The sequence below is a fragment of the Pseudoxanthomonas daejeonensis genome, assembly GCF_010093205.1.
GTDB lineage: Bacteria > Pseudomonadota > Gammaproteobacteria > Xanthomonadales > Xanthomonadaceae > Pseudoxanthomonas > Pseudoxanthomonas daejeonensis.
Map to the genome: position 1 here is coordinate 97001 of NZ_PDWN01000002.1, position 25075 is coordinate 122075.

5 protein-coding genes are annotated in these 25075 nt (G+C 69.2%); 2 read left to right on the forward strand and 3 right to left on the reverse strand.

Annotation, left to right across the window (positions count from 1 at the left end; genetic code table 11):
- Nucleotides 1-30: 30 nt before the first annotated feature.
- Together CSC65_RS02090 and recQ are read left to right on the forward strand one after the other, a co-directional pair.
- Complete coding sequence (locus CSC65_RS02090) at nt 31-1242, forward strand: NAD(P)/FAD-dependent oxidoreductase (protein ID WP_162408323.1); 1212 nt, start codon at nt 31-33, stop codon at nt 1240-1242.
- A 195-nt stretch (nt 1243-1437) separates the two neighbouring features.
- Complete coding sequence (gene recQ / locus CSC65_RS02095; RefSeq protein ID WP_162408324.1) at nt 1438-3309, forward strand: DNA helicase RecQ; 1872 nt, start codon at nt 1438-1440, stop codon at nt 3307-3309.
- A 42-nt stretch (nt 3310-3351) separates the two neighbouring features.
- Here recQ and CSC65_RS02100 read toward each other — a convergent pair whose 3' ends face one another.
- The 3 genes from CSC65_RS02100 to CSC65_RS02110 are packed head-to-tail and all read right to left on the reverse strand — an operon-like array spanning nt 3352 to nt 24876.
- Nucleotides 3352-4110 (reverse strand): SapC family protein, encoded by a 759-nt coding sequence (locus CSC65_RS02100; protein WP_162408325.1) that lies wholly within the window; start codon nt 4108-4110, stop codon nt 3352-3354.
- Nucleotides 4111-4147: 37 nt separating this feature from the next.
- Nucleotides 4148-5755, reverse strand: a complete 1608-nt coding sequence (locus CSC65_RS02105) for a ShlB/FhaC/HecB family hemolysin secretion/activation protein (RefSeq protein WP_162408326.1) — start codon at nt 5753-5755, stop codon at nt 4148-4150.
- Nucleotides 5756-5787: 32 nt separating this feature from the next.
- Nucleotides 5788-24876 carry a leukotoxin LktA family filamentous adhesin gene (locus tag CSC65_RS02110; RefSeq protein ID WP_162408327.1) on the reverse strand — a complete coding sequence of 6363 codons (19089 nt, stop codon included), beginning with the start codon at nt 24874-24876 and terminating at the stop codon, nt 5788-5790.
- Nucleotides 24877-25075: the final 199 nt, after the last annotated feature.

The following is a 25075-nucleotide window of genomic DNA, read 5'->3' on the forward strand; positions in this document are numbered from 1 at the left end:
CGCTGCGCCGCGACCGGCTTGACTGCCAGGATGGACCTGAAAAGCGGTTATCCCTTCTGGGCGATACGCGGCGGACTGTCCGCGCCCCTGCCGGCGCTGGCCGCCGACCTCGACTGCGACGTCGCCGTGGTCGGTGGCGGCATCACCGGCGCGCTCATCGCCGACGAACTGGCCGCGCACGGCCACGCGGTCGCCGTGCTCGAAAAGCGCGACGTCGGCTGGGGCAGCACCTCGGCCAGCACCGCGCTGCTGCAGTACGAAATCGACACCCACCTGGTCGACCTGGCGAAGCGCTACGGCGAAGCCGACGCCGCGCTGGCCTACCGGGCCTGCGTCACGGCGATCGACTGGCTGCGCGAACGCGCCGCCGATCTCGACGGCGTCGCCTTCAACCATTGCCGCAGCCTCTACTACGCCAGCCGCCGCCGCCACGTGCGCGACCTGCGCGAAGAATTCGCCGCGCGCGAGCGCCATGGCATCGAGGTCGAATGGTGGGAGGCCGATGACGTGGAGGCCGGCTACGGGTTCCGCGCGCCGGCGGCCATCCTCAGCCGGCAGGCCGCCCAGGTCGATCCCTACCAGATGGCGCAGCGGCTGCTGCGCCGCCTGCATCGCGGCGGCGGCGCGGTGCACGACCACGAGGAAATCGTCGGCCTGCAGGCCACCTCGCGGCGCGTGGTGCTGCGTACCGCGTCCGGCTTCCAGGTGCGCGCCGGCCACGTCGTCCTGGCCTGCGGCTACGAAAACCAGCGCTGGCTGCGCAAGCGCGTGGCGCGCAACCGCAGCAGCTACGCCTTCGTCAGCGACCCTTTGCCGGTGGCGCTGCTCGGCGGCCTGGTCGACAGCCTGGTCTGGGAGAGCGCGCGTCCCTACCTGTATGTGCGCACCACGCCGGACCGGCGGTTGCTCGTCGGCGGCGAGGACGATGCCGTCGACATCCCCGCCAGGCGGGATGCGCGGGTGCAGGCCAAGGCCGGCACGTTGCTGGAAAAAGCCCGGGCACTGTTCCCGCAGCTGCCGCTGCGCCCGGCGTTCGCATGGGGCGGGACCTTCGCCGAGACCCGGGATGGCCTGCCCTGGTTCGGCCGGCACGAACAGTGGGGACCGCGGGTGCTGTTCGCCATGGCCTACGGCGGCAACGGCATCACCTACTCGGCGCTGGGTGCGCAACTGCTGCGAGCTACCGTCGAACGGCGCCGGCATCCGCTCGGAAAGCTGTTCTCGTTCGAACGCAAGGGCTGACCCTCGGCGGTCGCACGCCTGCGGGAGCTGTGTCTTCTCGAATCCACCCCGGCGTTACAGGATCGCCTTGCCAGCGCGCGATCCATGTGCCGGTGAGCTGACGGCAGCACTCCTACACCGGATCAAGGCGAAATCGCAGCCCGCACGCGCCGCCGGTTCAGCGCGGTGGCCGGAAGTGGCCGGTATCCTGTACGCATGCAGGAACTCATCGACCACTCTGTGCGCAGCCCATCTGCGGCCACGGCTCCCGGAGCGCTGGCGACGCTGCGCCGCGTGTTCGGCTACGACGCCTTCCGCGGCCAGCAGCAGGCCATCGTCGAGCACGTGACCGGCGGCGGCGACGCGCTGGTGCTGATGCCCACCGGCGGCGGCAAGTCGTTGTGCTACCAGATTCCGGCGCTGCTGCGCGAGGGCACCGGCCTGGTGGTCTCGCCGTTGATAGCGCTGATGCAGGACCAGGTGGAAGCGCTGCGCCAGGTCGGCGTGCGCGCGGCCTACCTCAATTCCACGCTTGATGCCGAAACCGCCCGCCAGGTCGAACGCGACCTGCTCGACGGCACGCTCGACCTGCTCTACGTCGCGCCCGAGCGCCTGCTCACACCGCGCTTCCTCTCGCTGCTCGATCGCAGCCCGATCGCGCTGTTCGCGATCGACGAAGCCCACTGCGTGTCGCAGTGGGGCCACGATTTCCGCCCCGAGTACCGCGAACTGGCCGTGCTGCACGAGCGCTGGCCGGAAGTGCCGCGCATCGCGCTGACCGCCACCGCCGACCCGCCGACGCGGCGCGAGATCGCCGAGCGCCTGGCGCTGGAAGACGCGCAGTGTTTCCTCAGCTCGTTCGACCGGCCGAACATCCGCTACTCGGTCGCGCACAAGGACAATCCTCGCCGGCAGCTGGTCGACTTCCTCGCATCGCACCCCGGCGAGTCGGGCATCGTCTACTGCCTGTCGCGGCGCAAGGTCGAGGAAACCGCCGAATTCCTCGCCGGGCGCGGCATCGCCGCCCTGCCCTACCACGCCGGGCTGCCGGCCGAGGTGCGCGCGCAGAACCAGCGTCGCTTCCTGCGCGAGGACGGGATCGTGATGTGCGCCACCATCGCCTTCGGCATGGGCATCGACAAGCCGGACGTGCGCTTCGTCGCCCACATGGACCTGCCCAAGTCGATCGAGGGCTATTACCAGGAGACCGGCCGCGCCGGCCGCGACGGCGAGCCTGCCGAGGCCTGGATGGGCTACGGACTCGGCGACGTGGTCCTGCTGCGGCAGATGATCGAGCAGGGCGAAGCCAGCGAGGAGCGCAAACGGCTGGAGCGGCACAAGCTCGACCAGCTGCTTGGCTACTGCGAGTCGGCGCAATGCCGGCGCCAGGCCTTGCTGGCCGCGTTCGGCGAACGTTACGAGGCCGGAGCATCCGCGAACGGCACCTGCGGCAACTGCGACAACTGCCTGCAGCCGGTGCGCACCTGGGACGCCACCGAGCCGGCGCGCAAGGCCCTGAGCTGCGTCTATCGCACCGGCCAGCGTTTCGGCGCCGGCCACCTGATCGACGTGCTGCGCGGCGCCGATACCGAGAAGGTGCGCCAGTTCCGCCACAACGAACTGTCCACCTACGGCATCGGCGCGGACCTGGATGCGAACGCCTGGCGCAGCGTGTTCCGCCAGCTGGTGGTGGCCGGCCTGCTCGAGGTGGATGCCGAGGGCCACGGCAGCCTGCGACTGGGCAATGCCGCGCGTCCGGTGCTGCGCGGCGAACGCGAGGTCCACCTGCGCGAGGAACCGGCGCGCAAGCCCGGTCGCGGCGTGTCGGGCGAGCGGCGCAGCGAAAGCACCCTGCACGTGGATGCCGGCGACCGCGTGCTGTTCGACGCCCTGCGCGCCTGGCGCGGGCAGCTGGCGCGCGAGCAGAACGTGCCGGCCTACGTGATCTTCCACGACCGCACGCTGCGCGACATCGCCCAGCTGCGGCCCGCTTCGGTCAGCGAACTGGCCCGGGTCGGCGGCATCGGTGGCAGCAAGCTCGGCCGTTACGGCGAAGCGGTGCTGGACGTGGTGCGCGAGCAGGGCTGAGTCGCGCCGGACCCCGTCGGGATCCGGCGCCCTGCGCACTCATCAGTGGCTGGTCGGCTCCGCGCCCTGCGTCGCGGCCTTGAGCCCGGCGACGTGCCGCTCGAACAGCGTGTTGGCATTGCCCAGCGACATCAGGTGCGCATAGACCCAGCCCAGGTAGCCGGCCTTGTTCAACGCCAGCACCTTCTTGTCGGGCAGCTTCAGGAACTTCTCTTCGTCGACCGCGACGAAATCGCTGAGCACGAAGCTCTCGCCGTTGCTGTGGTTCAGGCGCAACGAACGCGGCGCAAGCAGCTCGAACTCGGCCAGCTTGGCCACGAACTGGCGGGTGCGCTCCATCTCGGCGGTGAAGTTGTGCAGGAAGCGGATCATCTCGTCCAGGTACGCGCTGTTCTTGCCTTCGGCGTCGAACAGGGCCTGGCCTTCCTGCTCGTTCCAGCCGGGGAACTCGCGGTCGAAGCAGACGGTGAAGTTCTCCTGGTCGGCCTGGGCCAGGACGAACGGGTAGCGGCGGACGAAGGCCGGGACGTAGGCGCTGCCCTGCCACTGCCCGGCTTCGTCGACGAAACCGTTCTGCCCGGACTTCAGGCCCAGCAGCGCGATCGGCGAGGCATTGGCGCCATCACCCACGAACAGGATCGGGTAGTGCCGCGCCGCCTGGAAGAATTCCACGCCGGCCAGCGGCACCAGGTGCGTCGAGGCGGCGAAGCGCGCGTCCTCGGCCTGGCGCAGCCGCAGCTGGCGGTGCGAGTCGCGGTTGAGTGCGGTGATCTGCTTGTACAACAACAGCTGGTTGCTCATGGTGTTACTTCTCCGTATTCCATTCTTCTGCGGTTGCTCAGCGCACGATGATCTGCAGCAGGACCTGGGTGCTGTCCTGGTCGGGCACCACATCGTTCAGGGCGCTGGCCGCGACCAGGTTAGCGCTGAAGTGGCGGTTCCAGTCCACGTTCAAGCCGAGACCGGCGCTTTGCAGGTCGACGTCGCGCGTGCCCAGTTCAGTGGCCAGGCCGTAATCGTAGAACGCGAACAGCTGCCAGCGCTCGGCGAAGCGCCGCGAGAACTCGAGGTTCGTGCTCACGCCGCGCGGCGCGGAAATCACGCCCGGATCGTAGCCGCGCACGCTGGTGATGCCGCCCAGCTGGAAGTACAGGGACGACGGCAGCTTGGCCGGGTCGCTGGCGTACTGCCACGCCAGTCGCCCGTTGAACGCGTAGCTCGCGCCGATGACGCGGTTGAGCAGGGCACTGCCGTTGAGCAGCGTGTAGCTGCCGCTCTCGCCACTGATGTCGTTGTCGGCCGAGGCCTGGCGCACGCGCTGGTCGTAGCGCACGTACCAGGGTGCGTTGCGGTATTCGGCCGTGCCGGAGAGGAAGAACTCGCCGATGTTGGTGTCGCTCAGCGGCAGGCCCTCGACCGTGGTTTCCGATGCCTGCCACATGTAGCCGGCGCCGGCGCGCAGCAACCATTTCGGGCCCAGCCACCAGGGGTGGTCGTAGCCGGCCGAATAGACCTGCGAGTCGCCCTCGATGTCCAGGTCGGCATACGGGCCTTGGGTGATCTTCATCGTGTTGGCGCCCGCCTCGACGTAGGCGACGCCGTTGTAGCGGTTCACCGGCCGTGCGTAGCGCAGGCTGCCGTAGGTCGAATCGGACGTCCCCACCACCAGCGCGGTGAAGGTGTCCGAAGCGCCGCTGGGCGAGAACCAGGTCAGGCTGCCGCCGAACTGTTCGCGGCCACTGCCCTGGTTGCCGTAGTTGTTGGCGAAGCCCAGCCACTGCAGGCGTTCGGGTTCATGCGCCTGCAAGGTCACCTTCGAGGTGCCGAAGGTCCGCCCGGGCGACAGGCCCGCGCTGACCTGCGGACCGGGCGTGGTGGCGTTGAAGCGCTGGATGTCCGACATCAGCTTCGGACTGTCCAGCACCTGGCCCTGCTCCAGCTGGATGCGGCGCTCGTAGAAGGCGGGGTCGACCCAGCGCTGCCCCTGCCATTCCACTTCATCGAGCTTGGCTTCCACCAGCACGACCCGCAGCTCGCCCTTCTCGACACTCTGCGGCGGGATGACCGCGCGCGCGGTCAGCTGGCCCGCGCGCTCGTACAGCGCGTTGACCTGCGCCAGCAGGGTGTTGAGGTCGGCGAAGCGCAGTTCGCGGCCGGCGTAGGGGCGCGCCAGCGCCTCCAGGTCGGGTTCCTGCAGGAACACCGACGGGGTGAAGCGGATGCTCTGCAGCACGAACGCCACGTCCTGGTCGGGCAGCGCCTGCGCCTCGAGGGCCTCGCCTTTCAGCGCGGGCACCTGCAGCTGGCGGGCGCGCTCTTCCATCTCGCGCTGGCGCTGCTGCTGTTCGAGCTGTTCGCGTTGCAGCACCGGGCTGACCTGCCCCGGCAGCGTCGGTGCGACCTGCGCGAGCGCCAATCCGTTGATACCCCACAGCGTGGCCAGCATGGCCAGGCGCAATCCGTACCGCCCCTTCGAAATCACCACAGCATCGCTCCCAGGTTGCGTTCTTCTTCCTTCGTGTCGCCTTCGCTGCCATCCCCCGACAGCTGCATGCGCAGGCTGGCGGGCAGGTTGCTCCAGGTCAGTTCCCAGCCTTCCGGGGCATCGCCGTCGGAGTACAGCTGCGAGGGCAGGTCGCCCAGGCGCTGGTCGGTGAAGCCCGCCGACAGGTGCTGTTCGCCATAGCGGGCTCCGCTGTTGCGCTGGAACTCGAGCAGCGTGTCCACGTGCGGCGAATGGAAGTTCGGGACCAGCACCTGGTGGGTAAAGCGGCGATGCACGACGTAGGAGTTGGTGCTCGTGACAAGGCCCGCCTGGGCCAGGCGGAACTGCCTGTCCAGTTCGTACAGCTGGACGTCCGCACCGGCCTGGTACAGAGGCGTGGTGTTGTCCATCAGCACGTTGGCGTTGGCGGTGTGCAGGCGCAGGTAGTCGACGTGGCTGGCGTCCTCGATCACCACCAGGTCGGCCGTGGTGCGCAGCGTCCCATCGACCGCGTACAGCCGCGGCACGAGGATCGCGCCGGCGTCGATCACCGCGTCGAAACGCTGCGCCGCCACCGCGCCGCTGCCCTCGACCCACAGGTTCAGGCTGCCGGTGCCGGTATGCCGTCCGTACAGTTCGATGTCGCGACCGTGCAGGTCGACCGCCTGGCCGATGTTGGCGTCGCCGACGTGGATCCGGTTGCCCGAATGCACGCTCAGGGTCGGCATGAACGCCTGGTCGATCCAGACCGTGGCTTCGCTGGCCACGCCGCTGCGCCAGCCGGCATTGACCACCGCGCCGGCGCCGGCCGAAAGCAGCCTGCCGCGCGTGTCGAGCAGGCTGTCCAGGTAGGCCTGGGTGCCGGCCAGCAGCTGGTCGAACGCGATGTCCTCGTCCGCACGCCAGTCCTGGCGGCCGCCGCTGCGGCTGCTGCCGACGTGGATGAAGCCACGCCCCAGCAGGTCGATGTCGCCACTGGCCAGCAGTGAACCGATGCTCAGGCTGCGGCCGTCGACATCGATGTTGCCGGCATCGGCCTGGAACCCGGCCACGTCGACATCACCGGCGGCGGTGACACGGATCTCGCCGCTGGTCGGCTGGCCATCATGCTGGCCGCTCGAATGGATCAGGCCACCGCTGCTGACGCTGCCGCGGCGTGCGAGCAGGTCGATGTCGCCGCCGGCCTCGATGCCTTCGTCCAGGTGGATCGATCCCCCCGCATTGACCAGCACGTTGCGCCCGGCCTTGATCGCGGCCAGGTCCACGTCGCCACCGACGTTGAAGGTCAGGTTACGCCCGGCCTCGGCGACGCCGCGTACGTTGAGGTCGCCGCCGATGCCGACGGTCAGGTCCTTGCCCGCCTTCAGCGAGTAGGTGCCGCCGAAGCGCACGTCGGGCATGTCCAGGTTGCCGCCGGCAACGATGCCGACGTCGCCCTGCGCCTCTACCAGCAGGCCCCAGATGTCCTGTTCGGCCTGCAGGAACACATCACCCTGCAGGCTCTGCACCCGGCCCAGCCGCATGTTGCGGCCGATCAGGGTGACCAGGCCTTCGGCCTCGGCGTTGCCGCCGTACAGGTCGCCGTCGGTGCGCACGAGGATGTCGGCACCCGACTTCAGGTGCGCGGTCGACAGTCCGTCGACCGCATCCGGATCGGCCGGGGTGCCGAAGTGGATCTCGGCCAGCGAGCCGGTGGCCGCGGTCAGGGTCAGGTTGCCGCCGCTGTGGCCGTGCAGGATGCGCAGGGGGCCACCGGTGACGTGCATGTCCAGCGTGGCCGCGGCGTCGGCGGTGCCGACGTCGATGCTGCCGGCGACCAGGTCGATCAGGCCCTGCGGCGTGGCGAGTGCGCCAGCGGCGAACTGCCGCTGTGCCTGCAGCAACAGGTCGCCACGCAGGCTTTCCAGCCGTTGCAGGTTGGCGCTGCCGACGTCGAAGAGCACGTCGGCACCGGCCGTCGCCGTGCCTCCGGTCCAGTCGCCTGCACCGGTCACTTCCAGCGTGTTGCCGATATCCAGCTCGCCGTAGACGAGCGTGCCATCCGCGCCGGTGTGGCGCAGGACCGCATCGTTGCTCACCCGGGCCTGGCCCAGCGACAGGTTGTTGGCGACCTGCAACAGCAGGTCCCCATCGATGCCAAGCCGGCCGATCCGCGATGCGTTGCCTGCGGTGATCCGGGTCGAGCTCGCATCCAGCGAACCCAGCGAGAGATCGCCCGCCAGCGTGACATCGACATCGCCGGCCACCGTGGCCTGCTCGATCACCGCGTCGCCACCGTCCAGCTGCCAGTTGCCACCCACGGCCAGCGTGTCCATGCCGAGGCGGCCGGCCTGCTGCGTCGCATGGCCCTGGATCGTCGCCGCGACGATGTCGGCCTCGTTGGCCTCCAGCGTCCAGTCGCCGCCCACCGACAGTTGCTGCTGGGTCAGCGTGCCGACCACCTGGTCCGCATCGCCGACCACGTCGGCCGTACCGATGTCGGCCGTGGCCGCATCCAGCGTCCAGTTGCCACCCACCGTCAGGTCGCCCAGCGTCAGTGCATCCACGTCCTGGTTGACCGAACCACCGACCTGCGCGCTCGCGACCACTGCGTCGCCACCGTCCAGCTGCCAGTTGCCACCCACGGCCAGCGTGTCCATGCCCAGGCGACCGGCCTGCTGCGTGGCATGGCCCTGGATCGTCGCAGCGACGACGTCGGCCTCGTCGGCCACCAGCGTCCAGTCGCCGCCCACCGACAGTTGCTGCTGGGTCAGCGTGCCGACCACCTGGTCCGCATCGCCGACCACGTCGGCCGTACCGATGTCGGCCGTGGCCGCATCCAGCGTCCAGTTGCCACCCACCGTCAGGTCGCCCAGCGTCAGTGCATCCACGTCCTGGTTGACCGAACCACCGACCTGCGCGCTCGCGACCACTGCGTCGCCACCGTCCAGCTGCCAGTTGCCACCCACGGCCAGCGTATCCATGCCGAGGCGGCCGGCCTGCTGCGTCGCATGGCCCTGGATCGTCGCAGCGACGACGTCGGCCTCGTCGGCCACCAGCGTCCAGTCGCCGCCCACCATCAGCTGCTGCTGGGTCAGCGTACCGACCACCTGGTCCGCATCGCCAACCACGTCGGCCGTACCGATGTCGGCCGTGGCCGCATCCAGCGTCCAGTTGCCGCCGACCGTCAGGTCGCCCGCTTCCAGGCTGCCGGTCACGACGATGTCCGTGTCGCCGGTGCGGCTCTCGGCCGTGCCCAGGACCAGATCCTGGCCCTGCAGGTCGAGCGCACCCTGCGCGAACAGGTCCGCGATCGACACCACGCCGGTGCCGCTGAGGTAGATGTCGCCGCCCCCGCTGCGGACCTGGTCCAGCGAGACGTTGCCCAGCGTCGTCAGCCACTGGCTGCCGGCACTGGCGATGCTGCCAGCGCCGATCCCACCCAGCAGGTTCGCGTACACGCTGCCGGGGATGCTCGCCACGTCCAGGCGCTGCGCACCGAGGGTCACGTAACGCGTGACCTGGCCGATGTCGCCACCGGCAGCGCGCAGGCGCAGCCGGTCGTCGGCCAGCCACTGCGCGCCATCGTGCGAGGCGGACAGGCGGTAGGCCTCGATGTCGATCGACGCACCTGCGTCGCCGGCTTCGATGTCGCCCAGCTCGGCGTCGCCGTCGACGCGGGCATAGATGCCGCTGCCAGCGAACAGCGAGGTTCCGGCCTGCATCCGCCACAGGTTGCCCAGGTCCAGCGACAGGCCGCCGACGTTCCAGTCGCCGTACTGCCACAGGTCGGTGGTCTGGCCGATGTCGAGCAGGCCGCCCACCTCGACGTTGCCGAAGCGCAGTACGCCCGGCAGGCCCAGCGCGCCCTGCAGGCCGCCGATCCACGCGTTGCCACCGATGTCCAGGTTGATCCGGTCGGCCAGGCCGCCGGTACCGAGCTGGATCCGCGACAGGGCGTCGCCGGCATTGCCGGTGACCCACAGGTCGATGCTGCCACCCAGCAGGTTCTCGCCCAGCTGGGTCGTCGCCGACAGGTTGCCCAGCACGCGCAGGCGCAGGGCATCGGTGCCGGTGATGCGCTGGATGCTGAGGTCGCCATGGTTGACCAGGTCCACGACCTTGGCACGTGCCGTCAGCTCGCCATCGATGGCGGTGTGCAGGCTGCCGTCGCCGCCGACCGGATCGCCTCCGATGGTGCCACCGGCGGCCTCCAGCACCACGTCATGGCCGCGCACGACGACATTGGTGCCATTGGCACTGCTGATGCTGCCGTCGGTCTTGATGTGGACGGTGTGGCCGTTGACGTCGTAGATGTTGAAGTCGCGATCGCCGCCCAGGTACACGTCGCCGAGCGCCGTGGCGCGGATATCGCCAGTGGCCCGGATGTTCACGTCGTCGCGCTGGACGATGCGGATCAGGGTCGGGTTGGTGTCGTCGTCGAAGTAGATGTCGTCGTACTCGGCCGAAGCCAGCGCGGCACGCTGCGCCGGGGTCAGCGAGACCGGACCCTGGCTCAGGTCGATCACCACGTCCTCGTCGAGCAGGCGGCCGATCTTGTTGGCCTCCAGCGTGACGTTGCGGCCTTCGACATTCATTCCCTCGATCCGGCCGGAGCCGCCACTGCCGCGGTTGAGCAGGCTGGCGGACACCGAATAGCGCAGTTCGTCCTCGGTCCAGTGCGAAGTGGACTCCAGCGCGGTCAGCTCGGTGGCCGAAAGTTCGTACTCGTAGGCGGACGCATAGGTCGCACCGCCGAACTCGGCGTTCCACTTCGCGTACTCGGTCTGCTGCTGTGCCTGCGCCTCGGCGATGCGCGCATCGCTCCAGCCCAGTGCGCGCATCTGCGCGACCTGGTCGGCACTGAAGTCGGCCTGGGCCGGATTGTAGGAATCCGCGACCCAGCTGCCGTTGTCCAGGCGGGCGTTGCGCATCTGCCAGTAGCGGGCGTAACGCTGGTTGCCGGCGCGGACCAGCGACTCCTTCTGCAGGAGCAGCGCTTCGTCGGCCTTGGCGCCGGTCAGGCCCATGCCCTCCCACAACTCGCGCAGCTGGTCGAGCGAACGCTCCTCGTAGGTCACGTTGGCGTTGCCATCCAGCAGGTCGCCGTTGCGCACCTTCACATGCACGTCGCCGCCAGCGCGGATCGTGTCGATCCACAGGTCGCCGTTGGTCTCCTCGACGAACACGCCGCCGACCGCCTCGGCGCTGAACAGCGCGCGCTCGTTGCTGCCGGTGTTGATGTTCAGCAGTTCGCTGGCGCTGCCGATGCTGCCGTGGGTCGAAACCAGGCCGATCGATGCGCCAGTGACGGCCGCACCGTTGCTGCTGGTGATGTCGCCCTGGGCGAGCACGTTGACGTCACCGCGCGCGGCCTCCAGCCGGGTGAAGTCGAGCCCGCCGTTGACCGCCTGCAGGTTGATGTCGCCCTGGCTGCTGTAGGCCGACAGGGTGTCGCCGACCTGCACGCGCAGCCCCTGCTCGACGCTGCCGATGCCGTCGCGCGCTTCCAGCTCCAGGCGGTTGGCGGCCGACACGACCGAATCGTTGCCCTGGGTCAGGGCGCCGTCGGTGACCTTGACCGAGGTCCTGCCGCTCTCATTGAACAGCGAGCCCAGCAGGGTCACGTTGCCCTTGGACGTCAGGTCGATCAGGCCGGTCTCGTAGCCGATGAAGTCGATCGCGATCGGCGAGTCGGCCAGCACGGTGAAGCGGTCGATCTCGCGCAGGCCGGTCTGGAACACCGTGGTGCGGGTGGTGCGATAGACGTGGCACCAGATGAAATGCTTGCGGCAGTAGCCGCCGTTGGTGCGGCTGATGACCTCTTCGCCATCGGTGACGTACACCTGGTCGAGCTGGCTGATGACCTTGCCCTCTTCGGTCAGCCAAGTCAGGTACGGCTGGATTTCCGCCGCGCCGGGATCGCCCTTGATGGCCCGCTGATAGGCATTCGCCAGTGCATCGGCTTCGGCATTCCTGCCGGCCAGGCGCAGGGCCAGCACCTGCAGGTCGATCGTGAACTTGTCGACCTTGTAGGCATGGTTGGCGTTACCCATGTACTCGGCGCCGTCGATCGGCTTGCTGTCACCCTTGACGGTGACGTTGCTGAGCTCGGTGCCGTCGCCGGTGGGGATGAAGCCCCAGAACTCGTCCCAATACTCGACCTTGGTCCGCGTATCGGTACGGTCGCGCCCCTGCAGCCAGACGTAGGTCCGGCCGTCGGTGACGTCGTACTGGGCAGTGCGTCCCGCCGAGCTGCCGACCTTGAACGGGTCTGCGACCCGGATCTCGCTGCTCCAGCCCTCGTAGCGCTGCACCTGGCCGTTGTCGTAGGTGTAGATCGTCGACCAGGCGCGGTCGTCGCCGGCCTTGCGGGCCAGGTCGTTGATCCGCAGCTGGCCCTGCACGCCGTTGCCCAGGTCGATGCCGGAGATGGTCAGGTCGCGGATGGTGTTGTTGACCACCTTGACCTGGCTGTAGCCGTCGAGCACGCGCAGCTGGCCGTTGCCGGTGCTGAGGATGTGGCCGGTCAGCTCCATGTAGCCACCACCGATGTCGACCTGGTCCAGGACGATGCTCTCGGACTTGAAGTCGTAGCTGTAGCCGATCCGGCCCAGGCGCGCGTCGGTGGTCGCCAGCTGCACCACCGACGCACCGCCCGCCTTCCATGCCGCGCGCAGGTTGGCCAGGTTGTTGAAGGCGCTTTCGTCGATGACGACCGACCAGTCGGCCACGCCGCTCTGGACCAGGCCGTTGATGTTCAGGTACAGCGCGGTGATCACCACGTTGTTGCCGGCCACGGTCGCCGAGTTGGCCGGATTGAGCGTGCCGCCGGTGTTGTTGTAGGCCGGGTCGCCGCCGATGTGGGTGAACCCGTCCATGTTGTTGAGGACGAAGTCCTTGCCCGCGCTGATGTTCAGGCTCTGGCCGCGGATGTCCGCGTTGGCGTAGATGCTGCCGTACGAGGCGGTCAGGTCGATGCTGCCGCGACGGTTGCTGATCCTGCCGTTGACGTAGATGTCCGGCGCCGGCGCCTTCAGGCCGGATCCGTCGACCTGGCCGGTGGCCGGGTTGTAGCTGTTGATGATCGAGATCACCGGCGGCGGCGAATTGTCCGAGGTCTCGATCGAACCGAAGTTCGCGAGCAGGCCAGGACGGTTGGCCGCATTGATCTCGGCGTTGTTCCGCATCTTGGCGCCGTTGAACAGCACCTGCCCGCCCTCGCGGTCGGGGATCTCCAGGCCCTTGATGTCCAGGAACAGCGAGCTGGCATTGGCGATCTCGATCTTGGCATCGCCCGGCGCGCTCAGGCTGCCTTGGCCGACCAGCGCATCGCCCTTGACGTGGATGTTGCCCGGGCGCGCCAGGATCGGGTCGACCTGCAGCAGCCAGACCTTGAGCTGGGACGGCAGGCTGACGCCACTGCCCGGGGTGCCGCCCATGTCGGCGTAGAGCTTGTCCAGGGTGCGGGTCAACAGGTTGAGCTCGGCCTGGAAGCCGGACTTCTCGATCGGCGACAGGCCATAGTCGGACAGGCGGCGCTGGAGTTCCTCGATGCGGTCGCTGATCAGCTGCGAGTAGTTGCCTTCGCGGACCGACCAGGTGACGTCCTCGCTGGCATCGATGATCGGCCGCACCGTCAGGGTGCCGGTCGTATTGGCGTCGATGCTGCCCAGGTCGGTGACTTCCACTCCGTCGATGAAGTACTTCAGCCCGCTGACCCGCAGGTGGCGCTGGCTGTAGACGCCCGCATCCAGGCTGCCGTTGGCGGTGACGACCGCCAGGCCGCCGTTGATCGTGTCGCCGCCGGTGATGTCCAGCGACAGGCCCAGCGCCTTGCCGATGCCTTCGCGGTACAGGTCCTTGCCCACGCCTTCGCCGGTGAGCACCGAGTAGCCGGTGCCGGCATAGGCGTAGACGTCGCCGACCGCGCGGCCGGCACTGGTCGAAGCCAGGTTCACGCTGGAGTCGCGCTGGTACCAGGCCACGGCTTCGGGATCGTTCACCACCGGGAAGGCGGTGTTGTTCCACAGGTCGGTGCGCGCGACCAGGGTCGCCTTGTTCATCGCCCCGGCTGCATCGAAACCGGCCAGGAACTTCAGGTCGCCGTAGGCGAACAGGTCGACGTCGCCGACGTCGACGATGTAGTTCGCGTCGACCTTGGCCAGGCTGTCGCCCATCGCCGCGCCGGCCAGGCCCCAGGTCTTGGCATTGGTCGAGGTTTCGATGTCGTAACGGCCGCTGGCCGACAGCACCAGGTCGCCGATGCTGTACAGGTCGCTGCCGTTGCCGACCGACACCTTGGCGTCGGCCTGCTTCACGTCGACCCTGGACTCGGCGTCGGCGATGGCGATCGCGCCACCGCTGTCGAGCTTGACCCGATCGCGCGCGTAGACGTCGTTGTAAGCCTGCACGACGAGCTTCTGCGGGTTGCGCCAGTCGCCCGACAGCGCCAGGTCCACGTTGTCGCCGATGGTGCTCTGCGCATCCAGGTACAGCTCCGAGACGCTGCTGGCCGCGGCCGCGTCGAAGATGCCGCCGGAACCGGACTGGACGTTGTAGCTGGCGCTGGCGTTCTTGATCGCCTTGTTCCGCGCATCCTGGTTGTAGCTCTTGGCGATCACGTCCGACCCGCCCAGCAGGCGGGCATGGGTATCCAGGTCGATCGTGTTCTTCGCCCACGAGCCGCTCATGCCCAGCACCGCGGCGCTGGTGCTGTCGACGAAGGCGTTGAAGGTGGACTGGTGCAACGCCGTCAGGGTCAGGTCGCCCAGGCGGGCGGCATCGCTGCCCTGGCCACGTGCGTAGAGCTCGGCGCGGGTGATGCTGTCGTCGCGGGTGCTGGCGCTGGAGGCCGCGCCGCTGACCAGGCCGCCCTGGCCGGCGGAAGCTTCGGCCAGGTTGTCCACCGCCGCGCTCGCGCTCACGTTCATGCCGGCATAGCTGCCGGTGAACAGGCCATTGACCAGCGCCTCGGTGGTCGCGTTGGCTGTGGCATCCGATACATGCGCGCCGAGCGTGACCAGGCCGCCGGCGCGGCCGGTGGTCCAGGCGCGCTGGCGGGTGTCGGTGGAGGCCACCAGGTCCCACTTGCCGCCCTTGCCCTCGAACACCACGTCGCTGGCGCTGGTCAGGCTGCTGCTGCTTTCGTTCTTCGCGGTGGCGACGACGGCATTCACCGCCACGCCCGCGCCGCCGCTGACGCCGTAGGCCTCCACCCCGGCGCTGTTGCGCCCGGCATTGAGGCCGATGCGGCTGGCCAGGGTGGCATCGCGCGCGGCCAGGTGCGCACCGCTGCGCAGGTCCAGCGTGGCATTGGCGGTGTTGTCGGCGACGGCGACGGTGCCGCCGGCGGACAGCAGGCCACCGATGGCCACGCCTGCGCTGAAGATGTCCACGTGCGGCCGCGCTTCGGCGGACAGCAGCAGCGTGCCGCCGGCCAGGACCTCGGCGTTCTCGCCTACCGTGAGTCGGGAATCGCTGTCGTCGCTGGCCACCATGATCGTCGCGTTGACGCCGGCGAGGATGCCGCCCGAGCCACCACGACCGACCAGGCTGACCGCCGATTCGGAGATGCTCGCCAGGTCGATGCGGGCGCCTTCGAGCGATACGCCCGGGGCCACGTCCAGCGACACCTCGCTGTCGTGCTTGGCCACGCCGATCACCAGGCCGGCGCCGGCGGCGCCGCCCACGTTGGCACCCAGGGCCTCGACCCGGATGTCCTGCGCATCGCGCGCACGCCCGGTCAGCGTGCCCGAGGCATCGATGTTGCCGCCCAGGGTGGTCGAGACGCGGTTGTCCACGACCGCCACGGCCACCGCGGCACCTGCGCCGACGAAACCACCGGCCGCGCCGCTCTCGGCCTTGACCGTCACCGCCGGGGCAGCGCCCAGGTCGAGCGACTGCGCCGAAACGCTGACGTCGTTCGCGTCCAGGCTCCCGCCCAGGACTTCGGCCTTGACCTGCGCGTTGGAGAACGTCAGGCCCATGCCGATGCCGACGCCGGCCAGGCCGCCCACGGCCACGTTGCCGGCCAGGTTGCTCGACTCCAGGCGATCGGTCGCATTGACGCCGGCATCGCCGGAGGTCACCACCGTGCTGCCGTTGATGCGGGCGACGGTCTCGTGCTTGTAGCTGGCCGGCGCGGACGCCTGCAGGCGGTCGCTGCCGGTCGCCTTGCTGCTGCTGTTGAGCTTGGTCTTCGCCGTTGCGTCGGTGCGCTCGACGCGCTCGTATTCCTTCGTCGCCGTGTTGTAGACGTAGTCTTCGTAGGTGATGTCGCCAACCCGATCGTCGTCACCGATGCCATCGAGCTTGGACAGCGTGCCGTTGCCACCCTTGTTCAGCTCGCCCATCGGGTCGAACGACTCTCCCTCCTCGCTGACCTGGGTCGATGCGCCCGAACCCAGCACCAGCAGGCCGATGCTGCCGCCCAGGGCGACGCCCGTGCCGCCGGAACCGGTGACGGTGTTCATGGTGACGTCGGTGGTGCGGTTCGCGTCAACCCCGACATCGCCGCTGGCGTACACGCTGCTGTTGTCCAGCACCGCGCGGGTGGCGCTGTTGGCCACCAGCACGTTCGCGCTGGCGCCGACGGACAGTGCGCCGGCGGCGGCCGAACCGACCGTGGTGTTGGCCTTGAGGCGATCACTGGCGTCGATGTCCAGGTGATCGATGCGGTTGCCCGACGAACCGAAGTCGGCCTGGCTCGCGCCGGCCTCGGTCTCGGTCTCGATGATCGCGATCGTGGCGGTGCCGGCGATCGCCGCGCCGCCGCCGGCGACACCCACGCCGAGCATCTGCAGGCGCGTGGTGTTATCGGCCGAAATATCCACGCCACCCGCATCGATGCGGGTGTTGATCGCCGAACCGTCGGTGCCGATCGGCTCGCCGACCCAGGCACGGGTCGTGCTCTGGTTGTAGACCATGCCAAAGCCCGCGCCCAGCGCACCGACGCCGGCGGCAAGCGTCGCCACGTTCGGAGCGATGACCTGCAATGCGGACGCGTCGACATCCAGCGAACCCACGTCGAGCTGGCTGCCACCGCCGACGAGCGCTTCGGTGGTGCCCTTGAGGATGCTGATCTGCGCCGCCGCCGCGGCACCGACCACGCCGCCACCGGCGGCGGCGACCACGCTGCTGGCGTACTGGGTGGATTCGGCCTGTACGGTGGTGTCGCCGACGCTGTCCAGCGTCGCTCCGCTCACGCTGGCGCGGGTCGTGCGCTGGTTGACCAGCACGTCGACGCCGGCGCCCACGCCGGCCCAGCCGGCCGACACGCCCAGGCTGGCCTCGTAGCTGGCGCTGAAGCCATGGCTGGCCGCACCGACATGCACGTCCTGCGCGCTGCCGGCACCGGCGGCCTGGTTGATCTTCGCCGAGTCGATATACGCCTCGGTCGCACCGCCGAGAACGCTGGTGTTGAACAGGCCCGCCACCGAGGCGCCGCCCAGCGGCACCACCGAGATCGCTGCGGCCAGCGACAGCTGGCCGACCTGCTGCAGGCTGCTGGCCTGCACGGCCAGGCCGGTGAACGTGCGCTGGCCGATGCCCAGGTTGGGCGCCGGATTGAACAGGTCGCCCCCGACCCATTCCTCGTCGTCGCCATGGTCGCCCTCGACCGTGGACTTGTCGAACCACTCGCGGTCGTCCAGCGGCGCGTTGAGCAGTTCGCCGCTGTCGATGGTCATCGTGTCGCTGCTGCTCAGCCCCAGCGCGCTGACTTCGGTCGTCGCGCCCGAGATATAAGCCTCGGTCCGGGTCTCGATCAGGTTGACCGTCACCGACGCGCCCACCGCCACCGAGCCGGCGCCGGCGATGCCCGCGCCGATGCCCAGGATCGCGTCGTGGTTGCTCGCGCTGATGCCGATGTTGTGCTGCGCGACCACCTTGGCCCCGTCGCTGACGTGGGCCTTGCTGCTGGTGGTGATCAGGTTGGTGGCGACCGCCGCGCCGACACCGGCGCCGCTGCCGCCGCCACCGCCGACCGCCACCGACAGGATGTCGCTGGAGGAATCGGCGTCGACGGCCAGGTTGGTGACCTTCCAGCCGGCGCCACGCGTGCCGGTCAGGGCCGCTTCGATCTTGCTTTCGATGCGGTTGATCGCAGTGCCTGCGCCCGCGCCTGCACCACCGGCCACGGCGACGCCGCCGGAGATGGCGTTGATCTCCGAGTCGTCGGTGGCGCGTACGGTGACATTGCCCGCGGTACCGCCGCTGTTCTGCACGACCGCGCCGGTACGCGCGGCGATGTTGTTGCTGGCGTTGGAGAAGGCCCCCGCGCCCGCGCCCGCGCCCGCGCCGGCCACGGCCAGCGTGTCGATCCGGCCACTGGTCGAGGCCAGCACGTCGATCGCGCCGCTGCCGATTTCCAGGGTGCTACCGGTGATCTTCGCGTCGCGCTTCTGGCCGATGGTGCTGATCGCCACCGCGCCGCCAACCGCCGCACTGCCGCCGCCCTGCACGTTGCCTGCCAGGGTCTTGATGTCCGCGTCGCCACGGGTGGCGGTGACGCTGACCGAATCGGCCGAATGCACGGTGCTGCCGGTGAGCGCCGCCGATTCCTCGCCTTCGATCACGTTGATCGCGATCGAGGCACCGCCTGCGAAGCTGCCGCCACCGCCCCCGCCGACCGCCGCCGAACGGATGTGGGCCGCACCGCCGCTCTCGATTTCCAGCGTGCCGTCCAGGGTCAGGCTGGCACCGCTGACTTCGGCCTGGCGCTTGGCCAGGATGATGTTGTTGGCGTTGGCCACGCCGATGGCGACGCTGCCGGCGCCGCTGACCGCACCGCCCAGGCTCCAGATGGTGCGGTCGCCCTCGGCCGCCGACACCTTCAACGAACCGGCATCGATGCTGCCGCCTTCCACGGCCGCGCGTTCGGTGCCCTCGAGGATGTTGCTGGTCGACGAGCCGTTCACCGCGACGTTGCCGGCGCCGCCGCCGGCCACCGCGATCGCATAGATGTCCTGGTCCGCGCCGGCCAGCAGCGAGACGTCGCCGAAACCGGAAATGGTGTTGGCCGCGTCGTTCTGGATGAGAGCGCTGCGGTCGGCACCGATCCGGTTGACCGAGACCGCGCCGCCCACCGCATTGCCGCCGCCGCCTTTGATCGACCCGGTGAGCGAGGCGATCATCAGGCCGTTGCCGGCGCTGGCGTCGAGCTTCAGTTCGCCGTCGGCCTTGGTGGTGCTGATGTCGCTGTCCTCGACCAGCACGGTATCGCTGCCGTCGATGTTGTTGACCACGATCGAGCCGCCCACGCCATTGCCGCTGCCGCCGGTCGCGTCGACCGCGAAGCCCCAGATCTCGCCGTCGAGCGAGGACGCCAGGGTCGCGTCGCCGGTCAGGTTGACCGTGCTGCCGCTGACCTTGGCCGAGCGTTCGGCGTCGATCAGGTTGATCGCGACCGCACCGCCGACCGCGCTGGCGCCGCCGCTGGCGGACAGGTTGAAGGCCAGCGACCAGATCTGCGCGCCCAGGCCGGGCTGGCTCGCGGTCACCGACAGGTTGCGCGCGTCCAAAGTCGCATCGGTCAGCGCTGCGGTGGTGGTGTCGGCGATGCGGTTGAAGGTGCCGGCGCCGCCGATCGCCAGGTCGCTCAGCGACACGCTGCCCGACAGGGCTGCGGTGATGACGTGGCTCTGCTGCGCCGCGCCGATGGTGGCGTCGCCGCCCAGGTCGTAAGTACCGCCCTTGACCTCGGCGCGGGTGCCCTGCTCCATGTCGTTGATGCTGAACGCACCACCGACGGACTTGGCGCCGGCGCTGCCGGTGATGTTGCCGGCCAGCGAGTAGGCGCCGCCGCCCTTGGTGGCGGTAACGTCGAGGTTGTCGGCTTCCAGCGCCTTGCTGCGCCCGGTCATGTCGACCGTGGCGGTAACCGTGCCACGGGCGATGATCGCGGTGATCGACCCGGACGTGGCCGAGTCGCCGTTGCCGATCGCGCCCGACACCGCGGCGGCCAGCGCCTCGGTGCTGTTGAGCGCGTGCACGTCGAGGTCGCCGTCCAGGGTGACGTCGGTGTTGGCGACCGAAGCGGTGTAGTCGCTGCCGGTGTAGATGCCGCCGGCCGACACGCCCACGGCCTTGCCGTTGGACAGCGACAGGCTGCCGGCGATGCCCAGGATCGCCTCGCCGGCGGGGACGCCGTCGAACAGGCTGTGATTGGTGCTGGTGTCGTCGTCGCCGCCGAACAGGCTGTCGTCGGTGGACTGCTCCACCTCGATGCCGGCCACCGTGCTGCTGCCGTCCAGGTCCAGGCCGCTGCTGGACAGGGCCGAGGTGGACGCGCTGTCGAACTGCGCATCCAGCGCGCTGAAGCCGCTGACGCTCTTGGCCAGGACCTCGACGTCGCCGCCCTCGAGCACCGAATGGTCGTTGTCGTCGCTCTTGTCGACCTTGGCGCTGACCTCGTTGTCGACGATCAGCACGAACATCGACCCGGATCCGGCGGTGCTGTCGCTGCCGACCGATACCGCGCCGGCGATCGCACCGGCCAGCACGCGCGTGGCGCTGAACGCGCCGACGCCGAACTGGTCGAAGCCGTGCGCCTCGCTGCCCAGCCACTCGGCCTGGAGCTTGTTGCCCAGGTAGCCGATCACCAGCGAACCGCCGGCGCTGGTGCCGCTGCCCGAGGTGCCGGCAAAGGAACCGCCGCCCAGCAGGACGCGGGCGCGGTCGTAGGCGGAGACCTCGATCGTCTGGGTGCTGCCGGCGTCGTCGCGCTGGTTGACCTCGCTGTCGACCACCGCCGCGCGCGTCGTGTTGGTGATGGCGCCGCCGGACGCGGAGATCGCCACCGCGGTGTTGTTGGTGCCACCGGTGGAGACCGCCAGGCCCAGGCCCATCGCGATCTGGTCGCCGGCACTGGCCGCCTGCACGACCAGCGAATCGCTGTTGTTGAAGGTGACGCCGTCGACCAGCGCCTCGGTCTCGTTGAACAGGTGGTTGTAGGCGATCGCGCCGGCCACGGCCGAGCTGCGGTCCGACTTCGGACCTGAGGCCAGGGTCAGCGCGCCGGCGCCGGCGCCGCTGAACTGGTTGGTCTGGTTGAGCGCGAGCACGGTGACATCGCTGCCCGTGCCCGCGGTGCGCGGATCGAGGGTGATGCCGCTGACGATGGCGCGCGTGTTCTGGCCGGCGACGTTGATCGAGGCCGAGCCTGCACCGGCGATCTGGTTTTCGGGCTTTTGCGCATCCTTGCCGCCTTCCAGCTGGCCGGCCACCTTGTCGGGCGTCGCGGTCAGCGCATCCTTGATCTTGGTGCCGTAGTCGACCGCGGTGGCCAAGCCGTCATACAGGCCCGCCTGGCCGAGCGCGTACTTGCCCAGCACCTTCAGCCCCTCTTCGCTGAGGATGCTCATCGGCCCCTTGTCGCCGCCGCCATCCTCTTCGGTGGCTTCGTCCTGCTTCTGCTGCTCCTGCTCGCTGCGCGCCAGCGCGCCGGCGATGCCAAACGCGCCGTTCTGGCCGGTGCTCTTCGCATCGACCAGCATCTCGTCGACGTTCCAGTTGGCGTTGCCGCCGTTGGCGCCATCGCCCAGCGACTCTGGGCGCCAGAGATTGATGCCATCGTCATCGCGGCCGTTGTTGTCGCCGACCAGCGCTTCCACGTCGCTGGTCAGCACGTTGACTGCCGCGCCAATACCGATACTGGTCTCCTGCGAGACCGCCAGCGCGCCGGCTGCGCTCCACAGGCCGATATCGTGCTGGGCCGACACGCCGACCTGGCCGGCAGTGACCGCGGTGCTCTGGTGGATCGATGCATTGACGTTCGCATCGACCACGCCGACCACCACCGCGCCGTTGCCGGCCGCGCTGGTGCCCTTGCCTGCCGAGGGGCTGATGCCGATGAACAGTTCGTCCTGGTGCGCGGAGACGTCGACCTTCTCCGACTCCACCGTGCCGTTGGCGCCGATGCCGGCCACGCTGCGGTTGGTCGCGACCTGCACGTTGATGCCGCCACCGACCGCCTTGCCGTCGTCGCCATCGGCGCCGACGGTGAACAGCGTCCACCACAGGTTGCCGGCGATCGACAGCTGCTCGACCAGGGTGTCGGCCTGCACCGCCAGCGACGCATCCCAGTCCCACTGCAGGTTGCGCAGCTCCTCGCGAGCCTCTTCCGGATCGCCCTGGTCGTCGTAGAACGGCGCCAGGCCAAGCAGCGGCTTGCTGCTCCAGGCGCTGCCGTCGCTGGCGGTGCTGGTCAGGCTGACGTTGTCGCCGACCCAGGCGGTGGCATCCAGCGCGTGGTAGCTGACCGCGAACGAGCCGGCCATGCCCAGGTCCTGGGCCTCGCTGGTCGAATTGGCGTAAGAGGTGGAGATGCTGCCCGGGATCTCCGGCAGGCCGCCGGCGATCGTCTTCAGGTTGCCGAAGATGTCCGACACCGAGCTCCAGCGGGTGATGTCGCCCAGGTCGAGCAGCTGCTCGTTGCGCGCGCCGACGCCAATGCGCGCGGCGCTCAGGCTGCTGCCGTCGCCGACGATCGCGCGGGTCTGCTGGTTGATCTGGTCGTAGGCCGCGGCGACGCTGATCGAAGTCTTGGAGCCGTCGTCCTTCTCCGCATCGGCATTAACCGTGCTGTCGGCACTGTTGTGCATCGAGGACTGGCGCTGCATCGCCTGCAGGCTCAGGTTGCCGGCGATGTCGATGTCCGGGGCGGTGTTGCCGCTGCCGATGATCGCTTCGGCCTGGTGGTCGGAGATGCCGATCGCCAGCGCCGAGGCCAGGCGGAACTTGCTCTCGGTCGGGGGCTTTTCCTTCTCCGCGCTGGGCTTCATGCCGAACAGCGACTTGACCTTGTTGGTCAGCGCGTCGGTGACGCCCTTGACCTGCGAGCTGCCCATCACCTGCTTCTTGAGGTGGTTGAGCGCGTTCTTGCCCACCTGCACGGCGGCGCTGTTGCTCTGGCTGTGGACCAGGTTGGTCGCCGACACGGCCAGGTCGGTCGCACCGGACAGGTTCGCGTCGAACACCGCGCGGGTCTTGCTGTTGAACAGGGTCAGCGCGATCGCCGGGCCGCCGGTGGCGCCATCGCCGATCGCCTTGAAGTCGGCGCTGTTGGACAGGTTCTGCTCGGTCAGCGCGGCCACGGCCACGTTCCCGTCCACGTCCAGCTCGGCGCCCTTGGCGACCAGCGCTTCGGTGGTGATGTCGCTGTGGGCCATGCTGAAGGCGATGCCCATCGTGGTGAGCGTGTTGCCGGCGGCATCGTGGTTGTTGACCGAGGTGGCCATGACGTCGAGCGTGTCGTTGCTCAGCGCGCGGATGCCCAGGTTGCCGCCGGCATTCAGTTCGGCGCCGCTCTGCACGTCGACCTTGGTCGTACCGTCGATCCGCCCGTAGGCCAGGCCGAAGTTGAACGGCATTTTCTTGTTGACGATCGGCAGCGAGAACGTCGAGGCCTGCACCAGGCGGGTGCTGTCGGCCTGCAGGTCCAGGTTGCGCGAGGCATCGAGCACGGCGGTCGAGCTGACCGTGACATCGGCGTTGGCGCGCGCGATCAGCACCGACACGTACGGCAGCAGGACGGTCAATTCGCTGAAGGTGTTCGGATCCAGGCCGAGCAGGTCCAGGTCGGTGACGCGCTGGTAGTCGACCGACTCCTGCAGGGTTTCGAACAGCTGGGTCCAGGCCGCTTCCTCGCCGATCGAACCCACCAGGTTGCTGACGTCCGACGCCAGGTCGCCGGTGTTGAGCAGGCTGTTGAGGATGCCCGCCGACACATGCGCATCGCTGGCCGCGCGCAGGGTGATGTCGCGGCCGGTGATGCTGCCGTCGACCTTGATCGAACTGGTCGCCTCGGCGAAGCCGGCCATCTGCCGGTCGAAGGCGAACGCCTGCACGCTGACGTCGCCCGCCTCGCCGGTACCGGCACCGGTGTGGCCGGCATCCAGCGCCGCACCGGCGGCGATGACCACTTCCGCCTTGCCCAGCTTGGCCTGCAACAACGGGCTGGCCTGGGTCTTGAGGCTGTCGGCCAGGTCCTCGATGGTCTGGGTGTCGCCGGCATCGCCATTGCAGAAGCTGCAGCTGACGTCGCTGTAGGCGTTGAAGGTGATGTCGCCGGCGCTGCCGTTGCCGCTGGCGCTGGTCACCACGGCGGAGGTTTCCAGCAGCTTGATCGTCGGCGCTTCCAGGGTCACGTCGCCGCCGTCCAGGCCGGCGGTCGCGGCGCGCGTGTCGATGCGGCCGCTGCCCTTCAGCTCGATGCCCTTCGCGGCGGCCACTTGCACCACCGCTCCGGAGTTGTCCTCCATCAGCGCGCGCAACCCGCCACTGATCTCCACCGTGTTGTCGGCGACGATCCTGAGCGTGCCGTCCTTGCGCACCGCGGCACTGACGTCGAGGCTGCCGTCGGTGTTGACCGCCGCGTCGAACACCTTGGCGCCCGCGTTCACCGCACCGGTGGCGGCGACCACGGCCGAAGCGGCGAACAGGTCGACCCGTCCGGCGCTGTTGATGACGCCGTTGACGGTCGCGCCGGCGCTGCCGCCGTCGTACTTGCCGGCCAGCAGGTCCAGCACCAGCTGGTTGTTGTCCACCGTATCGGTGCCGTTGGCGACCTTCAGCAGGTCCTGCATCTTGCTGCTGCTGGGCGTGGTCACCAGCAGGCTGCCGACGTTGATCACGCCGCTGCCGCCGACCACGAAGCCGTGCGAGCTGGCGAAGAAGATGTTGCCGCCGATCTTGCCGCTGGACTCGAGCAGGCCGTTGAGCGTGCCGTTGATCGTCGGCGCGCTGTTGTGGACCAGGTTGACCAGGTTGCTGGCGCCACCGGGCACGTACAGGTTGACCGTGTTGCCGGTGTCGACCTCGAAGTGGCCGAACGAGTTGAAGCCGGTGTTGCCGCGGACCGTGGTGGTCTTGATGTCGGTGACGTTGGGGTTGCCGCCGCGCGGGGTGATCGTGGTGGCGGTGTCGGTGACGCCCGGACTGCGCTCGGTCAGGGTGATGTTGTTGGCGGCCAGGGCCGCGGCGGGCAGCGCCCCCCAGGTCGCCAGCAGGGCCATCGTCAGGCGGTTCGGCTTCAGCGCGTGCGCGGGGGTGTTCGCGCGGTTGCCTTGGCGGGACGTCCGGGAGGGGCCGTTGCTGTTCATGGCATCAATTCCTGTGAGCCGGGCCTAGGCGCCCGACGGTGACGGCACGGCCGATCCGGGCCGTTCGGCAAAACAGAGGGGGTTGGATCAGCAGCTGCGGGCGCGATGGACCGCCAGCGGCCATCGCACCGCCATGCCCTCCGCCTCCCCGGCGGAGGGCACGACGACGGCCAGCCAGGCATGCGCCGGGCCGGCCGTA